Consider the following 21,741-nt stretch of genomic DNA (forward strand, 5'->3'; position numbering starts at 1 on the left):
TCTGCGCATGAACTTCTAGCTGCTACGCCATTTCTAGTGGCTCTTCTTAAGCACCGCCTTACAAGAACTACTCCTGCGCCGGACGAGCGGCACGGGGTAGACGGGGTAGAACCGGCGGGGCTGGTTGGGCTAGCGCCTCCCGCAAGAAACTGGCTTTAAGATGCTCGTAGAAGGAGTGCGGATCGACTAGAGAAGCCACCGCTTGCGCCATCATGCCGCTGAGCAATAATTGAAAAATAGCTGAGTGACGGTCCGTCATTTCCAATACCAAAATAGCCGCCGTGAATGGGGAGCGTACTACGCCCGTCAGGAAGCTGACCATACTCACTAGGATCAAGAGGTTACGGTCTTCTACAGGCACCATTCCTAGTCGGGCTAGGGCGTCGCCTAGAATGGCGCCTGCACTCAGGGAGGTCGCGAAGATGCCGCCCGCGCCCCCACCGCTGTAGCTCAGTGCCATTCCCACGTAACGTACGGGGAATAGGTACCAAGGCGTCTGGCTGTCATTCTGAAATAGAAGCCGGTTGATGATGGGTTTGCCGGTACCCACACCTTCCTGCCCTACTCCGTAGGCCAGGACTGCCATCAATAAGCCGCAGCCTATTACCCACATAGCTTGCTTCCCGAAGGTGTCGAAGCGGCGGCGATAGTGCCCGAGCCACAGAAGGGTCTTAGCAAATACAGCACCCGCCAAGCCGCAGATGATGGCAACCAGCACGACCGTAGCCAGGAACCACCCCGCGTGCGCTGTCACTTTCGGGAAACCTAGGTATAAGTAAGGGCCCAGAATTGCCTGCGCTGTGAGGCCCGCTACAATAACGGCCGAAAACACAGCCATACGGAAGCGTGCCAGGTGCATTTGCGTCAGCTCTTCCACTACGAACACAATGCCTCCTAGCGGCGTGTTGAAGGCGGCGGCTAGCCCAGCAGCACCACCTGTCACTAACGCAATCTGCCGAGAAAGCTTCGGCCAGCCTGCTGGCTGCAAGCGGTTGATAGCCCGAAAAATAGCTGCCGACAGTTGAATAGTAGGTCCTTCGCGCCCGATTACGCCACCTCCTAGCAGCAATGCCACGCTACTCAGCACCTTGATGAAAACTACCCGCAAACTAAGCAGGTAGCCTGTACGGCGATAGTTGGCGGGGTTCGATAGCTCAATGCTAGCCATTACCTGCGGAATGCCACTGCCGCGAGCAGCGGGCGCAAAGCGCTGCACCAACACCCACGAGACAAAAAAAGCGAGCGGCGTAAGGACGAAAGCAAGCAGCGGTTGGTGTCGGAGCCAAGTGAAACTGGTGTGCTCGGCCCACTCAAATAGCCGCTCATAGCCCACAGCTACGATCCCCGTAATGATGGAGGCAAACCAAAAGGGAAAACTTTGCAGTACAAGCCGCCGCACCCGATCGGTGTAGAGCCGCTGAAGAAAATGCTGATCAAGCCAAGCGAGCAGCCTGGCATATCGAGTAGGAGAAGTAGGCATTCAGGCGAAGGTAGGCGTGCGTTTCTGTGGTACCGATGAACTAAGCCATTCAGCCATGTCGGCGCAAAGCGCCCTCAAACCATCTACAAACGGATACTATCCTCAGCCAACAAAGTTGCTCAGTGCGCTAAGTAAACTCGGTTTTAGATAAAACGCCGACGATTTGCTTCGTCACTTTCGAGGGAGCAGCTACTGCTTATTGGCTCCCAGTGGCTGAGTAGCTCATCTTCGAAACACCTCGAATCAATTGGTCAATTACATTTAATGGACTACTTCTTAAATAATCAGACGAACGCCACCTAGCTCGGAAATCTGGTAGGGAAAATGGTCGCCGGGGGAGCCAATGAACATGAAGTTCTTCGGGATTTGCCACTCTTTGCTCAGCCGGTCAATCAGCTCCGGCCCGAATGTGTCTCTCATGGTCACAAAATCCACCACGATTTCCTCGTAAGCTCGATCGAGCACCCGAATGTCCGTGATCAGCTCCTGCGGAAATACCTCGCCCTCCCGTAGTACCGTCACGATTTTGAGGCGGTTTGTGGATTCATTCTCCACGACGTAAGCCATTACCTTGTTGAGGTTGGAGACGTTGTCGCCCTTCGTAAAGAATACAAATTCCTGCCGGTGTAGCTCCCGCAACTGCCGACGGATGGTGATCTGAGTAAGGCGCGAGATACGGGGCGACTTACTAGCAAATGATTGAGCCGCTTGCAGTACCAAGTTTAGGATCCCCTTGCGGTTGAGCATGGCCGTGACCAGCAACAAAGCCGGCAGAAAGTATTGCAGAAACACAATCAGGTAGTCGGGCCGGATGCGAATGTTGCCGTAAAGAGCTGTCAGCACACCCAGGAGGGCCAGCGACACCGTGCCTACACTCGCGTACACGGGCCGCGGAAGCTTGGGGCGCTTTCGCTTGAGCAGGAAGTTGCCAAGGGCAAAAAACGCCATTACCGACAAGAACGAGATGGTGTACACCCCGGCCAGCGGACCTAGCTGCCCGTTGGTGATCAGCAGCACCGAAATGCACAGCAAGAAGAAGGTAATGAGAATGACGTAGTTGCTCTGGCGCTTATTCTCCTTCAGAAAGAACGGCGGCAAAATGCGGTCTAAGGTCATGCGCTTCATCAGACCACTCACGCCTACAAACGACGTGAGTACCGCCCCACTCAGCACCGCAACGGCATCAACGGAAATAAGCGTGGCTAGCCAAGAACTACCCGTCGTCTGCCCTAGATGAGAGAGCAACGTTTCGGTGTGCTCGCCCACTGCGGCTAGGGGTAGCGCAGCAATGGCCAGAAAGGCTAACAGTGGGTTGAATACCGTCACGACTACCCACATGTTGCGCAAGGTCTTCTGGAACACGCCCCGTGCCTGTTCCTCCACGAAGTTGGCGGAGCTTTCGAAGCCCGAAATACCGAGCATGGCCGCACTAAACCCTAGAAACAAAGCACTCGGCAAACTGCCTTTCAGCGGCATATGCCAGTTGGTTGCTAGCGTGGCCGTACCATGCTGCATGAGGTACCAACCCGTGACGCCCACGAGCAGCGTCAGCGAAAACAAGTGGAGCAAGAAGATGCCTACCGCTACTACCGCCGATTCGGAAATACCGAGAATAGTGAGGAGCAGAAACAGGCCGAGCAACAGCACCGTCGCGAAAATGATAGGTAAGCCGTGCCACAGCGTATGCAGGTAATGCATGGCCTCGGAAGCAGAAATAACCGCGGTGGCCATATAGGACAGAATCGTTAAACAGGCCGCCACAGCAGCATTGCGTTTGCTAGTGGTGTTGAGCAACACGTTGTAAGCCCCACCGTTGAGCGGTAAGGCACCTACTACTTCCCCGTAGATGCGGCGAAATAAATAGAGCACGGCTCCCACGACTAGCAACGCTACCCAGGCGTACTGGCCCGCATACGCAATAGCTAATGCCGATACGTAGAGACACGAAGAAGAAATATCATTACCACAGATAGCAGTAGCTTCCAGTTCGTTTAGCTTTCTTTCATGGCTCATGGTAGGGTGGTTAGAGAGCGTGTGTACACCGTTGCTAGTTGCTGCTCGCTACCCTAGCTCAAAAAACTCGTCGATGATAACTAGCTGAGCACGGTAAAGCAACGTCTTGAAGGAACACTTAGTCAGCGGGACTTCTTCTTTCATCCTACGCCTGCCAGAACAGTCCGTTGCCTTTGGATTGGCTGCTTACACTTTAGCTTCTAGCTCATCTTTGGGGCCCCAAGCTAGCTTTCACCAAATCAGGCCCACCACTCGGCTATAGTAGCCGGATGACGGGCCTGAAATGTTCTTATCTCGTGACCGAGACTGGTGATTTACTTACAGTGCCTAAACCCTATCGAGCTAGGTTATGGCTACTGGCCGAAGCACCTATTTCGGAACGGCGCCTTTGCCATTCAGTTGCTGATCCAGCATTTTCATGAAGTAGCCACCCACGACGGAGCGGGCCTGGAAACCTACTTGCTTAGCATCGGTGGTTTCGTGCCAGTCGTTGAGCGGTACCCGGCTGGGGGTCTCGTTAGCAAACTGCCACACGGGGGCCACCAGCGCTTGGAAATCGGCTTCGCTCTTGGCCATCGTGGCCGTCCACATAATCCAATCCGACTTGGTATACGTGCGGCGGCTATCGAGCGGCAAGCCGTAGCGCTGCTGGTGCTTGAGGTAGAAAGCTAGCTCCTGCTGAGCCACTTCCGGCGGGAAAATATTCAAGCTCAATACTTTGTCCCACACCAAGTTGTACTTCTGACTCCAGGAGCCGGCAGTTTTGTCGAAGGTGAGCGCATAATGGTCACCGTCTTTGGCCATTTGCTGCCACTTGCCGGCTAGCTCGCGGGCCAGGGTAAAGTGTTCGGTGGCCGTTTTCTGGTCGCCGAGTTGCTGGGCCATTTGCGCGTAACAGGCAATACCCATAATGGCCTTCAGCGACAAGTTGGTATTGCGAGCTAGGTGCCCGGCAAAGTCGTCGGTGCAAAGCTGGTTAGCTGGGTCGAAACCGTCGCGCTTCAGGAAGCCCACCCACTTAGTGAGCGTAGGCCAATGCTCGCGGGCGAAGTCGGCTTTGCCATCCATACGCACCGCAGCCGCGGTCAAAATCAGCATGTTGCCAGCTTCTTCCACGGGCATATCTTCGCCGTAGGTTTGCCCATTAGCCAAGGGGTACGTTCCGACATCGTGAGCTGGGAAGTCCTTTTTCCACCGTCCCGACTCCGAGTAATCGAAGATGAAGCGCAGCATACCCTTGGCTAGCTCGTTGTTGTAGAGCAAGAACATGGGCTCCGAGGGATAAGTTACGTCTACGGTACCAATGGAACCGTTGGAGAAGTTTTCCTTTGAGAAGAAAAACAGCTCGCCTTTCGGGCCGGCCACGATGCTATGCGCCGCAATGGCCTGGCGATAAGCTAGCTGGCACAAGTCGGCGTACTTCTGGCCTCCAACGGCTTGCGCATCGGCATACAGCTTCTTATCAAAGTCAGTAGCTTTTTTGCGCAGGCGCGTATAATCAGCTTCGGCCGCTTGCAGTGCTTTCTCCATCGTCATGCTGGGGTCGCGGCGCCACCAGGGGCGCAGGTTCTGGCCGAAGTACTGCACGGCGTACTGCTCATCATAGCCCATCAGCAAGTGCTTCTCAACGGGCTTGGTGGTTACGCTACCTAGGTCTAGCATTGCGACTTGGGCCACACGCTGGGCCTGACCAGGTTGGTTTTGGGCAGCAGGCAGGGTTCCTTTCTGAGCAAAGCTCGTTTTCAACGCTTGCGGATTGCCGGCGCTAAGTGTTCCGCCTGGCGCCGCCAAATATGCGTAGCCCCAATCAATGCGAATGTTGTCGCCGGCCTTCTTCAGCAAGGGTTGCGCTGTGGTACCCATCGACTGCCAACGCAGATTGCCAGATGAGCCCGCGCGCGTAGTAACCTCCTGGTACGGCGTGTTAGCGGCGAGTGTGCCAGCCTCCGTCAGCAGCACCTGAGTAGCGTGGCTTTTGCCATCGGTGGTGGTAGCGGTATAGGTCACGTAGCTCACCGGGCGGGCGACGGTTTCCAGCTCATCCAGCAGCAGCGGCGACAAGAAATTGACGGTCAACTGCACCGGTCCTGCGGCGAAGGTATAGGTGGTTTGGGTGGCGGTTACAGTTACGGCCGTTTGGCGAGCAGTGCCTATCTGCGTCTGCTCGGGCAAGGTTTCGTAGAGGCCCGCATCGAGGTACTCCCCACCTTGCGGGCTGTTGGCGTGCATGGCTAGCACGTTGTCGCCAGCGTGCAAGGCTTGCAAGCCCGCAGCCGGAATGGTGAAGAAGTCGTACTTGCTGTTGAAGCCGGTTTGCTTCGTGAGCATCACCCCATTCAGGTATACTTCCACGTCGTCGTCGTGCTCCATGAGCAGGCGCACTTGCCCCGCTGCACGTGGGTTGGCTACGCTCACCGTGCGGCGCACCCAAATATCACCCTCCGTCCAGGTAGTGCCATTCAGCCCCTTGTTATCGGTAAAGGGTGCCGCGCCTTCCTTCCAATTGGTAGCCGCAAAGTTTGCCTTCTCCCAACCCGCAGCAGGCTGCGTGAACGTATAGCGGGCCTTATAGGGTTGCTCGCCCACTATCGGTATGATGGCACGATACTGCGGGCTAGCTTTCCCCATAAACTGGTAGGCCTTCCCATCTACCCGCACCACTCCTTCCAGGCTTTGTGCCTCGCCGGTCCAGTGCCGCGTCGGAGCATCGGTCAGCACATCTTGAAAGGCCCATACGCTGAAGTATGGATCGTGTGTCACAAGTGGGTAAGCTGGTGGGCGCAGCGTTTGAGCCTGAAGCTGATACCAGCTTATTCCGCTCGTGAGCAGTAGCAGGGTAGTCTTTTTGAGCAACATTTTTTCGTGAAAAAAAGGTGAAAGAACCGCTCGGCTCCGGCAGAAGCCTTTGGTCAGGGGAATTTTACAAGACGCTAGCAGCGTGAGAGTATTGGTGGGTGGTTCAGTTATTTGCGCACGCCAAAGTGGTATTCAGTTGTCGAGTGAAACGCCTGGCCGGGCCGTAGCACCGTGCTGGGAAAATTGGGTTGATTAGGTGAATCGGGGAAGTGTTGCGTTTCGAGAGCAAAGCCATAGTGCTGGCCGTACGTTACGCCGCCTATACCCTTCAGATTGCCCTTCAAGAAGTTACCGGAGTAAAACTGCACGCCAGGCTGATCGGTGTACACCTCCATGATGCGCCCCGACCTAGGCTCGTATACTGAGGCAGCTAGCTCCGGCACAGCCTGTAGCTTGTCGGCCAGCACCCAGTTGTGGTCGTAGCCACCCGGCACCTGCCCGATCCGCTCGCCGATGGTGTGCGGCTGCCGAAAGTCCATAGGGGTGCCGGCCACCGATTGTAGCTCACCGGTAGGAATCAGGGTTTTGTCAACCGGTGTGAAGCGGTCAGCCGCGAGCGTCAGTACATGCCCTAGGATATCCTGGCTTTGTCCGTACCCTAGGTTGAAGTAGCTGTGGTTGGTCAGGTTGAGCACCGTAGGCTGATCGGTGGTGGCCGTGTAGCGCAGGCGCAGGGTATTAGTATTCGTGAGCGTGTACACTATTTGCACCCGCAAGGTGCCAGGGTAGCCTTCTTCACCATCTTGGCTTACATAGTTGAGTGTCAGGCTGGGGCCCTCGGGTGCAGTGCTGGGCGTAGCGCTCCACACGCGCCGGTTGAAGCCCTGTTTACCGCCGTGTAATGCATTAGGAGGATTGTTGATGGGAACTTGATAGGTTTTACCATCGAGGGTAAACTGCCCCTTCGCAAGGCGGTTGCCGTAGCGGCCGATGGTGCCACCGAAGTACGGATTCGTGGCGCGGATATAAGCAGCCAGGCTGTCGAACCCGAGTACTACATTACCTAGCTTCCCGTCACGGTCTGGCACGAATAGCCCCGTGAGTGTTCCGCCGTAGTTAGTGATAGTCGCCGTGACGCCTTGGACATTGCGCAAGGTATAAAGCTCTACCGCCGTGCCCTCTAGTGTAGTGCCAAATGTAGCTTGTGTAACTGTAGTCTGGACTGGGTTATACCCTTTGTTTATTCCTATTATATTAGGCGCAAGCATCCGCTGATTACAGGCTACTATCACAAATAACAGCATAGTGTAGCAGCCGAAAAGATGGGATTTCAGAGCGGTTAGCGGCATTGACATCCTAGCAGCGAGCGGGTTTGGTGGTAAATCTATAAAAGCCACCGCCAAGTGCAAACGTTTGCAAGAAAATTACCACTAACAGAAGCACTTGCTAGTCATGAAATTGCTTGCTATAGATAGCTGATACTACTTACTTATCCTCCTCTATTATTCACTAACTATCAATAATATACATCATAAAATCCTCCTCCTTATCATCATTGATGAAGAAATATTGAAGCCAAAATAATCTCGTGATACTTCCTTCAGTACTGTTTGCAGTGCTGCTGCTGCTTGTATTAGAAAATGCAAAGAATATTTGTGATTAAAGCAATCGTTTGCATATTTAGCCTACCGATTGATCTACAGGATTCTAAAGGCTTTCTGCACAGCATAAGCATACTTACCTATGCTGCACCTAGCTCACGCGGCAGTCACACTGTAGTCGCGCCACTTGCTACTTGCTTAAACGAATTAGCAAAAGAGCGAGCTGCACAGAATACAGAGGTCTTCCTCCTACCAAGCACAGCTACTAGCTAGGGACCTGGGTAATGACTAGAATAACGAAGCGCTTAGTATGATACCATTTTTGTACAATTATAGCAGCCATTGAATTTGCTTAAGTGGTTTGTACAAGACTGCTCACTGATGGTACCTCTTTTGAACTCCTTTACTTCATTTCATTCCACCATGCGAACAAAAACTACTAGCCGTTTTACGTTCCGGGCAGTAGCTGCTTTCCTTGGGCTCGTGGCTGTTGTCGGCACTAGCGCGCTCACTTGGGCTCCTCCGAAAGAAGCCAAACGCCCCAACATCATCGTCGTCGTCGCTGATGACCTAGGTTACTCCGACCTAGGTTGTTACGGCGGCGAAATCAGCACGCCCAACCTAGATAAGCTGGCCCAGAGCGGACTCCGCTTCAACGCGTGTTATAACACGGGGCGCTGCTGCCCTACGCGGGCTTCGCTGCTCACAGGGTTGTATCCGCACCAGGCGGGTATTGGCAAGATGACGTTCAACGAGGGCGCGCCCGGTTACGTGGGTTCGCTCAACGAACATACCGTGACCATTGCGGAGGCGCTGCGCTCGGCGGGCTATCAAACGGGCATGGTGGGCAAATGGCACATCTCCGAAACCATTGAGCGCAAGGACAAAGCGGAGCAGCTAAAGTGGCTAGCGCACCAAGTCGACTTCGGCGACTTCGCGGCTCTAAACACCTACCCAACGGCCCGCGGCTTTGACAAATACTACGGCACCATTTGGGGCGTAGTCGATTACTTCGATCCGTTCAGCCTAGTGTACGGCAATAAGCCGGTAAAAACAGTTCCGAAGGATTTCTACTACACCAATGCGCTTGGCGACTCGGCTATTTCGTTCGTCGACCAGTTCACGAAGTCGGAGAAGCCGTTCTTCCTATACGTGGCCTACACGGCTCCCCACTGGCCCATCCAGGCCCTGCCCGAGGACATCAAGAAGTACGAGAACATGTATAAGGATGGGTGGCAGGCCCTACGCCAGAAGCGCTACAAGCGTCTCATAGACCAGAAGCTGTTTGACCAAGTAACCACGCCCCTACCCGAGTTTATGTTCCCCGATAAGGATTGGGCCACCAACCCGAACCGGGAGTGGGATGCGCACGCCATGGCCGTGCACGCCGCCATGGTCGACCGCATGGACCAGAGCATAGGCCAGCTAATAGCCGATCTCAAGCGCAAGAAGCAGTTCGACAACACCGTCATTCTGTTCTTGGCTGATAACGGAGCTAGCTCGGAAGATCCGACAGAGTTCGGACCAGGCTTCGACCGGGCCGGCAGTACCCGCGATGGGCAGCCCGTTGCCTTTCCGAAGCAGAAGGAAGTTCTGCCCAACGGCGAACTTGTGCATGCTGGCATTGGCGAAGTGTGGGCGCACAGTCTCAACACGCCGTTTCGCTACTACAAGGCCAAGCAGCATGAAGGCGGCATTGCCACCCCTCTGATTGTGCACTGGCCGCAGGGCGTGCAGCAACCCGGTCGCGTTGTGCGTGAGCCCTTGCACGTGATTGACATGATGAGCACTTTCCTGGATCTGGCCAAAGCCTCTTACCCCAGCACGTTCCAAGGCCGCAGCATTACCCCTAGCCCCGGCAAGAGCTTCGTGTCGCTGCTGACTTCGGCTAAAGCGCCAGCGCAACGTCTGCACCCGGAGTTGTTCTGGGAACACTTTGGCGCAGCCGCGCTCCGGCAGCAAGACTGGAAGATTGTGCGGCTAAATGCCCAAGCGCCTTGGGAGCTGTACGACCTCAAAAACAACCGGTCCGAAACCAAGGACCTAGCTTCCCAGCAGCCAGAGCGCGTGAAGGCCATGAGCCAGCGCTGGCAGCAGCTAGCCGAAGCGTATCAGGCCTTCCCCAAGCCCGCCACTCCGCAGTAATTGGCCTTTCCCCCACACCAACACAATTCCTATGAAGACACCTTTATTGTTGAAACCAGTGCGGCAAAGTCTGCTGCTGGTTGTTGTGTTCCTTCTTAGTCTAGAAGCTAGCTTCGGACAAGCTATTAGCATCTCGGGCCGGGTTACGTCGAAGAATGGTGAAGGTATTCCGGCGGCCACAGTACTAGTAAAAGGTACGACGACCGGCACGGCGTCGGGGGCGGATGGCAGCTACACCCTCACCGTACAGGGCCCAAACAGTGTGCTGGTATTCAGCTCCGTGGGCTTTCTTACACAGGAAGCAACAGTGGGGCAGCGTACCACTATCAACGTTACGCTGGCCGACAACGTCAACGCCTTGAACGACGTGGTGGTGGTGGGCTACGGCACCGTAAAGAAGAGTGACGTGACCGGTTCCGTAGCTTCTATCAAGGAGAAAGACCTGACGCCGGGCGCCATCGTCAATGTGCAGCAGGCCATTCAGGGGCGCGTGGCGGGCGTGCAGGTGTACCAGAAAAGCGGGGAGCCAGGCAGCGCTATAAGCGTCAAAATACGGGGCGCTAGCTCCATCACAGCCGGCAACGATCCGCTGTATGTCATCGACGGCATGCCCATGAACAACGACGCGCCCATCACGGGCAACGGGGCGGGCTCGGTAGGCAACGTGAACCCACGCAACCCGCTTAACGCCCTTAACCCAGCCGATATTGAGAGCATTGAAGTACTGAAAGATGCCTCCGCAACAGCTATTTATGGCTCGCGGGGCTCCAACGGCGTTGTGATTATCACGACCAAGCGTGGCACCAGTGGCGCCATGCGGCTCAACTACAGCGCCCAATACGGTCGGCAGGAAGTGGCACACTATCCGCGCATGCTCACCGGCCAGGAGTACCACGACGTGCTGAATGCCCTCGTAGATGCCGGCGCTGCCGACGCTACTCAGCGCGTGCCTGACAACTACGTGAATACCAATTGGCAGAAAGAGCTGTATCGCACAGCACCTACTCAGACACACGACCTCTCGCTATCAGGCGGCGGCACCAACACAAAGTATTTCGCTTCCCTAGGCTACTTCGATCAGCAGGGTGTGGTGCTGAACTCCGCTACCAAGCGCTATTCGGCGCGCCTGAACCTAGAAAACCGTGTGGCGCAGAAGTACGCTTTTGGGGTAAGCCTGAGCACGTCGTACATCAAAGACAAGCTGAACTCGACGGGCGACCAGGGCATCAACGAAAACGCCAACGCCCTGTACTCGGCTATCAGCTACGATCCGACCGTGCCCATCTACAACCCCGATGGCTCCTACTTCCGCTCCACGGCCATGACCATCGACAACCCGGTAGCGCTCATCAATGGCCAATACGCCGTCAGCGATTCGTACCGTACGTTCGGCAACATCTACGGCGAGTACTACCTGTTGCCCTCGCTCTCGGTGCGGCTGCGGGTAGGCGGCGACGTGAACGTGAGTCAGCGTAATGAGTGGCTCGACCCGATTACGCTGGCTGGGCAGCAGAACAGCGGCCTAGCGACCATCCTCTCCGGCAACCGCAACTACTATCTCACGGAAGGCACGCTGAACTTCAACAAAGACCTAGGTAAGCACAGCATTAGCGCCGTGCTGGGGGCTACCTACGAGCACTTCGGCCTGAATACCTTCTCGGCCAGCGCCCGCGGCTTCACCCTCCCCGACCTGACGTACGACGCCATCGGCTACGGAAACAGCGCACTGAACCAAGTCGGCAGTGGTCGCAGCCAAACGCGGCTAGGTTCGCTGCTAGGCCGCGTCAATTACGTGTTTAACAATCGGTACCTAGCCACCGTGTCGATGCGGGCAGACGCTTCCTCGCGCTTTGGCCCCAACAACCAAGTGGGCTATTTTCCTTCGCTAGCGCTGGCTTGGAAACTATCCGAAGAAGATTTCCTGAAAAGCTACAGCTGGCTCACCGAGCTGAAGCTGCGCGCGAGCTACGGCGCCATTGGTAACCAGAACATCGGCAACTTCCTCTATACTTCTACCTTCGCATATGGGGGCAACATTGTGCAGGGCGGCGTGCGCTACCCGGCTATTTTTCCCTCGCGCAGCCCCAATGCTGACCTGAAATGGGAAGCCGCCGTGCAAGCCGACCTAGGTATTGATTACGCGTTGTTCGATGGCCGCTTGCAGGGTTCGTTTGAGTACTACAACCGCAAAACTTCTGACTTGCTGCTCGCCGTGCCTCAGCCCTTGAGCACAGGTTACGCCAACCAAGTGCGCAACGTGGGCAGCGTGCGCAACTCCGGGTTCGAGTTTGCTCTAACGGGCGGGCTCATTCGCCAGAAAAACTTTTCTTGGAACGTGAATGCTAACCTGACCACGCTCAAGAACCGCATACTATCGCTGGGCGGCAGTGCCCCCATTTACCAAGGTAGCGGCGGCAACATTTCCAATGCTAGCATCATTCGGCCAGGCGAGTCGCTGGGCAACTTCTACGGCTACAAGGTGACGGGCGTGTGGCAGCAAAACGACGACCTGAGCAAGGCCCCTGCTGGCGTGAAGCCCGGCGACACGAAGTACCAAGACCAGAACGGCGACGGCCAAATCACCGACGCCGACCGCGTGGTGCTCGGCAAGTCACTCCCCGATTTCTACTATGGCCTCACCAACACGCTTCAGTTCAAAGGCTTGTCGCTCGACATCTTCCTGGAAGGTGCGCAGGGTGGCAGCATCCTGAACAACAATTTGGTCGATAGCTACTTCCCCTTCAGCTTCCGCCGCAACCGCGTGGCGGAGCCTTTGCTCAACCGCTGGACGCCCAATAATCCGACCAACGAGTATCCCTCGTTCGTCAATCCGGTATCGCAGGGCCAGCGCGTGGTGAACTCGACCACCGTGGATAAAGCCGACTACTTGCGCCTGCAATCGGTGCGCCTAGCCTACACCGTGCCTCTCCCCACGAACAAGTTTATCCACTCCCTTGGGGTGTTCGTGACGGGCCAGAACCTAGCTACCTGGACCAACTACTCGGGCACTGACCCCGCCGCCAACACCATCGGCAGCGACATCATCAAAATAGACTACGCTTCTTACCCCCGCACCCGCACCTATCTAGCCGGGGTGAACGTCCAATTTTAAGCCGACTCTTCGATGAAAATCCCTACCAAAATCGGCCTGAGCCTACTCGTGCTTCTGACGCTCGGCGGCTGCAAAGATCTTATTACCGTGGAGCCGCAGTCGGAGCTGGCGCCTTCCAACGTGCTCACGACTCAGAACGGGTTGCAAGCGGTACTATACTCAGCCTACGGCAACTTCCAAAACCAGGAGCCGACCCGCATCCGCATTAACATATCGGAGGTGACGACCGACATGGCCTACAACACCGGCGGCGGCGAAAACCTGTACCTGAGCCAGTTCATCAACTTCACTTGGGACCCTTCGGTCGCGAACTTCCTGGGCGACGTGTGGGCGCCTTACTACTACTGCATCCGCGACGCCAACATCGTGCTCGATAACGTAGCCAACGTAACCGCGTCGGATGCCATTAAGCGGCAATTCACGGCGGAAGCTAGGTTTCTGCGCGCTTACTCCTACTCCATTCTCTACAGCTGGTATGGCCCAGTGCCGCTGCGCACGTCCAGCACCACGGTGAAAGACCAAGCCCGCGCCACCGACGATGAGATGAAAGCTTTCATCGAGAAGGAGCTGACTGAGTGCGTAGCTGATCTACCGGACCCTGGCAAAGAACAGGCGTTCGGGCGCGCTACCAAGGGAGCCGCGTACGCCGCCTTAGCCAAGTTCCTGCTAAATACCAAGCAGTGGCAGAAAGCTGCCGATGTCAGCCAGTCAGTCATTGGGCTGAATTACTATAGCTTGTATCCTTCCTTCACGGGTTTGTTCCGCGTTGAAAACGAAGGCAATAAGGAGATGATTATAGTGTCGCCCTGCCTGAACGTGGCGGGTTACGGCAACTGGTTTATGGCGGGCGCATTGCCCCCAGCTTTCAAAACCACGCCCCAAATTCCGGGTTTCGTGTGGACGACGGCCATGGCAAATTTTGCGACGCAATACCGTCTGCGCTCGGCCTTCGTGAACACCATTGCCGCCAACGACCAACGCGGGCAACTGGTGGTAAAAACCTACGTGAATACGTCCGGCGCCACCGTCGACCTGATGACCACGCCCGACAACGCCCGTAGCTTTAAATACTGGGACAACAGCACCCTCGGTAACAACAGCGCTACCGACGTGCCGCTGCTGCGCTACGCCGACATCCTGCTCACCCGCGCCGAGGCCCTCAACGAAGTAAGCGGCCCCACGGCCGCGGCCGTGGCCCTCGTGAACCAGGTGCGTACCCGCGCCGGCCTCGCCAACCTGCCCGCTGCCGATATTGCGTCGGCCAGCAGCTTCCGTGATGCTATTCTGCGCGAGCGGGGCTGGGAGTTTATTTCGGAGGGCAAGCGCCGCGAGGATCTTATTCGACACGGCAAGTTTATTTCGCTGGCCCAGGCGCGCGGGGTTACAGTGGCGAATGCCAATAAGCACGTGCTTTTCCCCATTCCGCAGTCGGAGATTGATGCCAACCAGTTGGCCGTCCAGAACCCAGGGTATTAAAGTTTACTTAAAAAAACGCGCCTTTCCCGAAGCTATCGGCGACTTCGGGAAAGGCAGCCTAGGTAGCATGCTCTCAGTCGTTTCTCCTTCTTCGAGCTTTCAAGAAATTGCCTGCTGCGATACGCCCTACTAGAACTTTGTGCCTGTGAATTGCCCGTTGACTGCTCGTATTTCTCTTCCTCGATTACTGTACGTAGTTATCAGTTCGTTTCTGGCTATGGCTACTACCAGTTGCCAGCAGCGTACAACCCATGAAACCGCCGCTACCACAAAGCCCAACGTCTTGATCATCTACGCTGATGACCTAGGCTACGGCGACGTGAGTGCAAACAACCAGGGCAAGATTGCGACGCTTAATATTGACAAGCTGGCTGCATCGGGCGTGCGATTCACCAATGGTTACGCTACCTCAGCTACCTGCACGCCAAGCCGCTTTGCCTTATTAACAGGCACTTACCCGTGGCGCAACAAAAATGCTCAGATTCTGCCCGGCGACGCGCCTCTACTCATCGACACGGCGTCCATGACCATGGCCGACATGTTTCGGCAGCAAGGTTACGCCACCGGCGTAGTGGGCAAGTGGCATCTAGGGCTCGGCCGAGGCCACGTTGATTGGAACCAGCCCATCATGGAAACGCCCAACGACCTAGGTTTTGATTATTCCTACATCATGGCCGCCACCGCCGACCGGGTGCCCACGGTATACGTCGAGAACCGCCGTGTGGCGGGCTTACAGGCTAATGACCCGCTCTACGTGAGCTACGAAAAGAACTTTCCAAGCCAGCCCACCGCCCTTACGAACCCGGAGCTGATGACCAAGATGAAATGGCATCACGGGCACAACCAAAGCGTACACAACGGCATTCCGCGCATCGGCTACATGAAAGGAGGAAAAGCAGCCCTTTGGGATGACGCAAGTATCGCTGCAGTGTTTCTGGAAAAGGCAAAAGCATTCGTCGATGCGCACCAGAAGCAGCCTTTTTTCCTGTATTACGCCTTGCATGAGCCGCACGTACCACGCGTGCCCGGAGCCCGCTTCGCGGGTAAATCGGGCCTAGGACCGCGCGGCGACGCAGTACTGGAGGCCGACTGGTGCGTGGGCGAAATCATGCGCAAGCTTCAGGAGGATGGCCTAGCGGATAACACGCTGGTCGTCTTCTCCAGCGACAATGGTCCGGTGCTGAATGATGGCTACTACGACGAGGCAGTGGAGAAAAACGGCGCGCACACACCCTGGGGACAGTTTCGGGGCGGCAAGTACAGCTTGCTGGAAGCTGGCACGCGTGTACCGTTCATCGTGAACTGGCCTGGGCATGTGCAGCAAGGCACATCTAATGCCGTGGTGAGCCAGGTTGATTTGCTAGCATCTTTAGCCGCTTTGGTTCATAGCTCCACGCAAGCACTGGATAGCCAAAACCTGCTTGCCACGTTCTTAGGCAAATCGACAAAAGGCCGCGCCAATCTGGTGCTGGAAGCCTCCGGACGCTTAGCCTTCCGCTCCGGTGACTGGCTACTTATTCCGCCTTATCGTGGCAAGCCGCTCAACGAAGAAGTGAACCTTGAGACGGGCCTCTCTCCCACTCCCCAACTCTACAACCTTGCTTCCGACCTAGGGCAACGCACTAACCTAGCTTCTATCCAACCAGCTAAGCTCACCGAACTACAACAACAGTTCAAACAAGTAGTAGGCCCCGATTTTCAGGCTAATACCGAGGAACTGCAACTGCACTAGCCTGCGTAATTGGCGGATACTGAGCTGGTCGAAGCATGACGTTCTATGTAGATAATAGCACAGAGCCCCTAGCTTACCATGCAACCAACTTGGCATGATGAGCTAGGAGCTCAGCGTTTAGTCTCAACTACTTACTTGCGCGCCGCAGGCGGCTCCGGTAGTACCTGCCCGGTCTGCACGGGTGTGCCGAAGTCAGGCGTGCCGTCGGTGCGCCACGTGAAGGGCTGCATTCTCGGCGAGCGGAAACGGCCGCATCCTTGGCCAGGCTCATCGTTGGCGTGGTATAGGATCCAGTTCTGCTTGCCATCGGGTGAGGTAAAGAAGGAATTGTGGCCGGGGGCGTATACCTTGTTAGCAGCCGACTGCTGGAAAACCGGCGTTGCCGTTTTGGTCCAGGAAGCTGGGTTGAGCAGGTCGTCGTTTGCCGAAGCAGTCAACATGCCGAGGGCGTAGAAGTCAGTCCAGCAGCCACTGGCTGAATAAACCAGAAACAGCTTGTTGCCGTGCCGCAATACTTCGGGTCCCTCGTTCACGTCGACGTGAGCTGGGTCATTGGGACTGTTAAGATCACCGTTTCGCTCCCAATCGTACGTGGGGGTCGATACCAGTACCCGCGGTCCGGCCAAGGTCCACGGGTTTTTCATAGGAGCTAGGTAGATGCTCTGGCGCCCATTGGCGTCGCCTTCCCAACCCGACCAGATAAAATACAGCTTGTCTTTATTCTCAAATACCGACCCATCGATAGCCCATTTGTCGTTGGCCGGATCCGCTATCTTCCCGCGGTCGATCCAAGTACCTTCGAGCGGATCGGGCGAGCTGTTTTCGAGCACCCATACGCGGTGCGTTTGGTTGGTACCAGCATCCGCCGAATAGTATAGGTACCATTTCCCTTGCAAGTAGTGCAGCTCGGGCGCCCAAATGTCACGGCTGTTAGGGCCAGTGTCAGGCGGCGTCCACACCACCTTTTTCTCCGCTGTTTTCAGCTCCGCGAGGCTTTTGGTCTTCCAGAGCGTAAGGTTACGGCCCGTGGTATGGGTGTAATAGTAGTACCCATCGTGGTAAGTAGTCCACGGGTCAGCGCCGGATGGCAGCAGCGGGTTGGCAAATGTAGCAGCCGCTGAGGTAGAAGCCGCCGCTGATTGACTTTGCGGCCGGGCGCAGCCACCTAGCAGCAGGCTGATACTCAGTACTGCACCAAGAATCAGCGGCACAGGATGCTGACGAGGAGCTTGTCTATTTACTAGAAACATCACCCCTATTTGCTATTCATTTTCTTGATGAAATCGGCTTCATCCTGGTGGTAGGCCGTGCCATCGGGACGGAATACCTCGTGAAACCACTCATTTGGTTCGCTACCGTCGGCAATGGGCACATCCCATTGGTACTTCGTATTGGTCTTGCCGGCTACTAGGCCCCAGTTGAGGGCAGCCACGTTGTATTTCTTCAACAAAGGCATCATATTGACGAAGCGCGAGTTGCGCGGCCGCGCCATGTACTCAGTGCAGAGCAGTGGCCGATTGTGCGTCGAGAGCAGCGAAATGATACGTTCGTGTGCTGGCACATCATCGTAGCAGTGATAAGTCATCACATCGGAATGTGTCGCCTGAAACGCATTCAGTTCTTTAAAACCTGAGTCCCAGTTCCACAGACCAGCGCTCAGCGGCTGATCCGGGTTGGCAGCTTGGGCCCAAGCAAACACATTACGCAGCAGTGGCAACGAGGCCACGCCTTTGTTCCCGTTGCCGGGCTCATTATACAAGTCCCACAGCAGAATGCGCTTGTCGTGGGCAAAGCTGGTCAGCACATCGGTTACATACGGTTTCAACTGCACGAATGTAGCTGAGTCACGCGAAGCTGGGTCGCCGGGATCTTGCACCCAACCCGAGTTGTGTATACCCGGTTTTGGCGCCGGCTGCTTTCCCGGCTGGTAGGTCTTGTTCCAGCAGTCGTCGAAAAACACGAACATCGTTTGGATGTGGTGTTTGTCGGCCAAAGCTAGGTAGTCGTTCAGCCGCTTCTTGAAGCCCGCTGGGTCTTGCTTCCACGCTAAGCTGTGCAGAAACACACGCATGGTATTGAAGCCAATGCCTTCGGCCCACCCTAGCTCTTTGTCAATGGTTTGAGGGTCAAAACTATCGGCTTGCCACATTTCCAGCTGGTTGATGGCAGTGCTAGGAATAAAATTAGCGCCCGACATCCACTGCCGACCTTGGTACCACGCATTGGCTTTCTCAGTAGACCAGCGTGCCCCCTGAGTAGCGGACATAGCAGCGCTAGTCGCCTTGACCTTCGTTTTGACTTTTTGAGCCTGCACTGCTGGCGCACCGAGCAGCAGCAAACCAAGCAACAGAGCGGAAATTTTCCTCATGAAAAGAAAGAATAAGGTGGGGTTTGGAAAATGGAAGTGTGGTAAGCGTTAGTGCTTGATACAGGCATAGTTTTGCCCCTATCAAGTGCTCTAAAGTATGAAAGAATGTGCAATCGTTTGCACATTCTCGCGAATTCGCTTTGAACAGATCATCTACCAGAGAGAAAGTGCATCCTAGCTTCTTCCCGAGACAGAAATTGTGTTACTCTATTGAGCTACAGAACAGGTCACCTTCCTCAATCCTAGAATGACTACGAACGGGCTAAGCTGCTTACTAGCTACAATGTAGGTATACAGACATGGTCATAAGCCTAGTAGGCGATATGAACCGATCTATGCTAAGCTAAAAAGGCTAGAGTTTGTGCAAAGGATTGCATGAAACCTAGGTGTACTTATCGTTCAGCCCTGCAAGAGCACTAGCTAGCTTTTATTGCGCTTCACTTTCAGCGACGCCAGTAGGAAGGGGCAAGATGGAATTGCTTGCTATACTGAGGGCAAGTGACTCAAGCCGGTTCTGTCATTCAGCATCCTTTACAGCATTAGCAAATAACAGTATTTAATACTATCATTATGAACTCCATAACAGCGTTGCTACGGCATTTTTATTTGGCTATGCAACCAATTTATCCTTGTTAGAATCTTGTAAGCGCCCCAACTGCTATTCTTTTCCACCTCATGAAAAAACTGGCTCTGTATTGCCTGAGTGCCCTATTGTTAACTAACCTTACTGCTTGTGATAAAGAAGCCGTTGCGCCTCAGTGTGTAAACGGCATTGTGCTAGGTACTACTTGCGATGGGGCGTATCTTATTCAGCTAGATACTGATATGCCTTTAGGCAAAAGCCTCGTTTTTCAGGGTGACGGTGGTCCAGTGCTGCCTGGCCCAGAAAGTGTAGCAGGCACCACCTACGCAAACGTTGTAGAGACGTTCACGGCGCTCCCCAGCAGTATCAGCCGGGGTCAGCAGTTGTTTTTTGACGCTCGTCCGGCTACGGAGGAGGAACTTGTGCACAACTACTGCATGGCCAATCGGCCTTGGTACGAGGCCCCGCAAGTTGTGCTGACGAACATTTCCCAAACCGCTTGCGCTATGCGCGTGGAGGAGTAAGCCTATTTCTCGTAGCTTGGTCATTCACCACACCAACCGCTCACCTTATGGGAATTCTCGATAGCCTTCTCGGCAATGCATCCGAAAGCGATGCCCAATCGTTGCAGCAAGAGCTTACGCGCCTGTTAGGTGCCGGCGAGCAGATACAAAAAGCATACGCCATCTTCCGTGACCAGCTCATTTTTACCAACAAGCGCCTCATCTTGGCCAACAAGCAGGGCGTGACGGGCAAGAAAGTGGAATACTTGAGTATCCCTTACCGCAGCGTCGAGCGATTTTCAATGGAAACGACCGGCCATTTCGACCTCGAGTCGGAGTTAAAAATCTGGGTACGGGGGCAAGTAGAACCACTCGGTTTCACTTTCAGCAACGATACGAGCATCTACGACGTGTACCGCACCCTCGGGGAACATGCGCTGTAGGCTTTCTATCAGAACTGTTAATTAAAAGAACATCATTTCTCCCGCTGGTCGAAATGATGTTCTTTCGCTAACAAACCTAGGTTGTTACCGGCGTCTGAATAGCCGGCGGCGTGGGATTATATTGAGGAGTAGCATTCTGACGTTCAGCGGCTTTCTTACCTTTGTCGTCTTTCATGTCGAGGCGATTGAAAGGACGAATGATGAGGCGCAATGCCTGATCGGAGCTGAAATAACCAATAGCCCAATCGGCAAAGGCTACTACCTTGTTGCGGAAGCCTACGAGCGTCATTAGGTGCACAAAGAGCCAGGTGAACCAGCCGAAGATACCATTGAAGTGAATGTCTCTGGGCAGATCAACAACCGCTTTGTTGCGGCTCACAATCGCCATGACTCCCTTGTTGTAGTACTTGAAATCGAGCGGCGCCTGGCCTTTCAGAATGCGCTTGAAGTTCTTGCCTAGGTGCGTGCCCTGCTGCTGCGCCACGGGCGCCAGCATCGGCAAGCCCTGCGGCATATCGTCGGTTATCATGTTCGCCACGTCGCCGATAGCGTAGATGTTCTCGAAGCCGTCGACTCGGTTCCAGCGGTTCACGTTGATGCGCTTGTTGCGCGCAATGGCCTCGGGTGGCAAGCCGGGGACTTCGGCCCCATTCACCCCGGCAGCCCAGATAAGGTTGTCCGTCGGAATATACTCGGTGTCAGAGTAATACACGCGACTATTTTCGTAACGCAATACTCTGGTATTCAGGCGCACTTTCACCCCTAGGTCTTCTAAGTACCGCCGCGAATCGTCTTGTGACTTCTTCGACATCGGCTTCAACAGTGCCCCACCCGACTCGACTAGAAAGATCTGCATCTGCTCTAGGTCTAGCTCGGGGTAGTCTTTGGGCAATACGTGGCGGCGCATTTCGGCCAGCGAGCCGCTAATCTCCACGCCCGTGGCGCCGCCTCCAACCACCACGATATTCATGAGGGCCTGGTATTCCTCGGGGTTGTTGGTGAGCAGGGCTTTCTCGAAGTTCTGGAAGATAAAGCTGCGCAAATTCAAGGCATTCGGGATGCTCTTGATCTGCATGCTATGCTTTTCGATGGCCTCATTGCCGAAGAAGTTGGTGAGGGAGCCGGTGGCTATCACCAAATGATCGTAGTGGATTTCTCCTACCGTCGTTACGATTACGCTACTCTTCGAGTCGATGCACTGCACATCGGCCATGCGATAGAAGAAGTTGCTCTGACCGGCAAAAATTTTCCGGATGGGATAGGCAATGCTATCGGGTTCGAGAGCACCCGTAGCAACTTGGTAAAGCAGCGGCTGAAACTTGTGGTAGTTGTTACGGTCAATCATGACGACCTGCACCGGAGCGTCACGTAACTCTTTCGCCAACCGCAGACCACCAAAACCACAGCCAACAATTACAACCCGCGGGTGAGCAGAAACCGGAATATTTGCATCCATACTTCTTCAACAGAAAGGTAGTGCGAGAGCACC

Annotated in this window: 13 protein-coding genes; 6 read left to right on the forward strand and 7 right to left on the reverse strand. The window is 55.1% G+C overall.

Going from position 1 to position 21,741, the window contains the following annotated elements; genetic code table 11:
* Positions 1–67: 67 nt before the first annotated feature.
* From SD425_RS23165 to SD425_RS23180, 4 genes are all read right to left on the reverse strand, one after another.
* Positions 68–1,480 carry a chloride channel protein gene (locus SD425_RS23165; protein WP_324672755.1) on the reverse strand — a complete coding sequence of 471 codons (1,413 nt, stop codon included), beginning with the start codon at positions 1,478–1,480 and terminating at the stop codon, positions 68–70.
* Between the two features lie 276 nt (positions 1,481–1,756).
* Positions 1,757–3,493 (reverse strand): APC family permease, encoded by a 1,737-nt coding sequence (locus SD425_RS23170; protein ID WP_324672758.1) that lies wholly within the window; start codon positions 3,491–3,493, stop codon positions 1,757–1,759.
* A gap of 369 nt (positions 3,494–3,862) precedes the next feature.
* Positions 3,863–6,349 (reverse strand): glutaminase family protein, encoded by a 2,487-nt coding sequence (locus SD425_RS23175; RefSeq protein ID WP_324672760.1) that lies wholly within the window; start codon positions 6,347–6,349, stop codon positions 3,863–3,865.
* A 107-nt stretch (positions 6,350–6,456) separates the two neighbouring features.
* Positions 6,457–7,443 (reverse strand): aldose epimerase family protein, encoded by a 987-nt coding sequence (locus tag SD425_RS23180; RefSeq protein WP_324672763.1) that lies wholly within the window; start codon positions 7,441–7,443, stop codon positions 6,457–6,459.
* Between the two features lie 870 nt (positions 7,444–8,313).
* On the opposite strand from SD425_RS23180, the gene SD425_RS23185 reads away from it, so the two are divergent.
* From SD425_RS23185 to SD425_RS23200, 4 genes are all read left to right on the forward strand, one after another.
* Positions 8,314–10,035, forward strand: a complete 1,722-nt coding sequence (locus SD425_RS23185) for an arylsulfatase (RefSeq protein WP_324672765.1) — start codon at positions 8,314–8,316, stop codon at positions 10,033–10,035.
* Positions 10,036–10,066: 31 nt separating this feature from the next.
* Positions 10,067–13,147, forward strand: a complete 3,081-nt coding sequence (locus tag SD425_RS23190) for a TonB-dependent receptor (protein WP_324672766.1) — start codon at positions 10,067–10,069, stop codon at positions 13,145–13,147.
* 12 nt (positions 13,148–13,159) lie between these two features.
* Positions 13,160–14,623, forward strand: a complete 1,464-nt coding sequence (locus SD425_RS23195) for a RagB/SusD family nutrient uptake outer membrane protein (protein WP_324672768.1) — start codon at positions 13,160–13,162, stop codon at positions 14,621–14,623.
* 217 nt (positions 14,624–14,840) lie between these two features.
* The gene (locus SD425_RS23200; protein ID WP_324672770.1) at positions 14,841–16,355 is read left to right on the forward strand and encodes an arylsulfatase; all 1,515 of its coding nucleotides are present in this window, start codon (positions 14,841–14,843) and stop codon (positions 16,353–16,355) included.
* A gap of 131 nt (positions 16,356–16,486) precedes the next feature.
* Here SD425_RS23200 and SD425_RS23205 read toward each other — a convergent pair whose 3' ends face one another.
* Entirely contained in the window at positions 16,487–17,566 is a 1,080-nt protein-coding gene (locus tag SD425_RS23205) for a glycoside hydrolase family 43 protein (protein ID WP_324672773.1), read from the reverse strand.
* A 44-nt stretch (positions 17,567–17,610) separates the two neighbouring features.
* Positions 17,611–18,723 carry a 1,4-beta-xylanase gene (locus SD425_RS23210; protein WP_324672775.1) on the reverse strand — a complete coding sequence of 371 codons (1,113 nt, stop codon included), beginning with the start codon at positions 18,721–18,723 and terminating at the stop codon, positions 17,611–17,613.
* A 675-nt stretch (positions 18,724–19,398) separates the two neighbouring features.
* Between SD425_RS23210 and SD425_RS23215 the strand changes: the two genes are divergently transcribed.
* Both SD425_RS23215 and SD425_RS23220 read left to right on the forward strand, forming a co-directional pair.
* On the forward strand, positions 19,399–19,830 hold the full coding sequence (locus tag SD425_RS23215) for a hypothetical protein (RefSeq protein ID WP_324672777.1): 432 nt from the start codon (positions 19,399–19,401) through the stop codon (positions 19,828–19,830).
* 47 nt (positions 19,831–19,877) lie between these two features.
* Complete coding sequence (locus SD425_RS23220; RefSeq protein ID WP_324672779.1) at positions 19,878–20,252, forward strand: PH domain-containing protein; 375 nt, start codon at positions 19,878–19,880, stop codon at positions 20,250–20,252.
* 76 nt (positions 20,253–20,328) lie between these two features.
* Here SD425_RS23220 and SD425_RS23225 read toward each other — a convergent pair whose 3' ends face one another.
* A complete protein-coding gene (locus SD425_RS23225; protein ID WP_324672781.1) occupies positions 20,329–21,708 on the reverse strand; it encodes an NAD(P)/FAD-dependent oxidoreductase in 1,380 nt (459 codons plus the stop codon).
* Positions 21,709–21,741: the final 33 nt, after the last annotated feature.

This window comes from Hymenobacter sp. GOD-10R (genome assembly GCF_035609205.1).
In the GTDB taxonomy this organism is placed as follows: domain Bacteria; phylum Bacteroidota; class Bacteroidia; order Cytophagales; family Hymenobacteraceae; genus Hymenobacter.

What these genes read in the sequence shown, in the direction of transcription:
- SD425_RS23170 (WP_324672758.1), bottom strand. Translation starts at nt 3,493, where the DNA reads ATGAGCCATGAAAGAAAGCTAAACGAACTGGAAGCTACTGCTATCTGT.
- SD425_RS23210 (WP_324672775.1), bottom strand. Translation starts at nt 18,723, where the DNA reads ATGAGGAAAATTTCCGCTCTGTTGCTTGGTTTGCTGCTGCTCGGTGCG.
- SD425_RS23200 (WP_324672770.1), top strand. Translation starts at nt 14,841, where the DNA reads ATGGCTACTACCAGTTGCCAGCAGCGTACAACCCATGAAACCGCCGCT.
- SD425_RS23220 (WP_324672779.1), top strand. Translation starts at nt 19,878, where the DNA reads ATGGGAATTCTCGATAGCCTTCTCGGCAATGCATCCGAAAGCGATGCC.
- SD425_RS23190 (WP_324672766.1), top strand. Translation starts at nt 10,067, where the DNA reads ATGAAGACACCTTTATTGTTGAAACCAGTGCGGCAAAGTCTGCTGCTG.
- SD425_RS23165 (WP_324672755.1), bottom strand. Translation starts at nt 1,480, where the DNA reads ATGCCTACTTCTCCTACTCGATATGCCAGGCTGCTCGCTTGGCTTGAT.
- SD425_RS23215 (WP_324672777.1), top strand. Translation starts at nt 19,399, where the DNA reads ATGAAAAAACTGGCTCTGTATTGCCTGAGTGCCCTATTGTTAACTAAC.
- SD425_RS23185 (WP_324672765.1), top strand. Translation starts at nt 8,314, where the DNA reads ATGCGAACAAAAACTACTAGCCGTTTTACGTTCCGGGCAGTAGCTGCT.
- SD425_RS23225 (WP_324672781.1), bottom strand. Translation starts at nt 21,708, where the DNA reads ATGGATGCAAATATTCCGGTTTCTGCTCACCCGCGGGTTGTAATTGTT.
- SD425_RS23175 (WP_324672760.1), bottom strand. Translation starts at nt 6,349, where the DNA reads ATGTTGCTCAAAAAGACTACCCTGCTACTGCTCACGAGCGGAATAAGC.
- SD425_RS23195 (WP_324672768.1), top strand. Translation starts at nt 13,160, where the DNA reads ATGAAAATCCCTACCAAAATCGGCCTGAGCCTACTCGTGCTTCTGACG.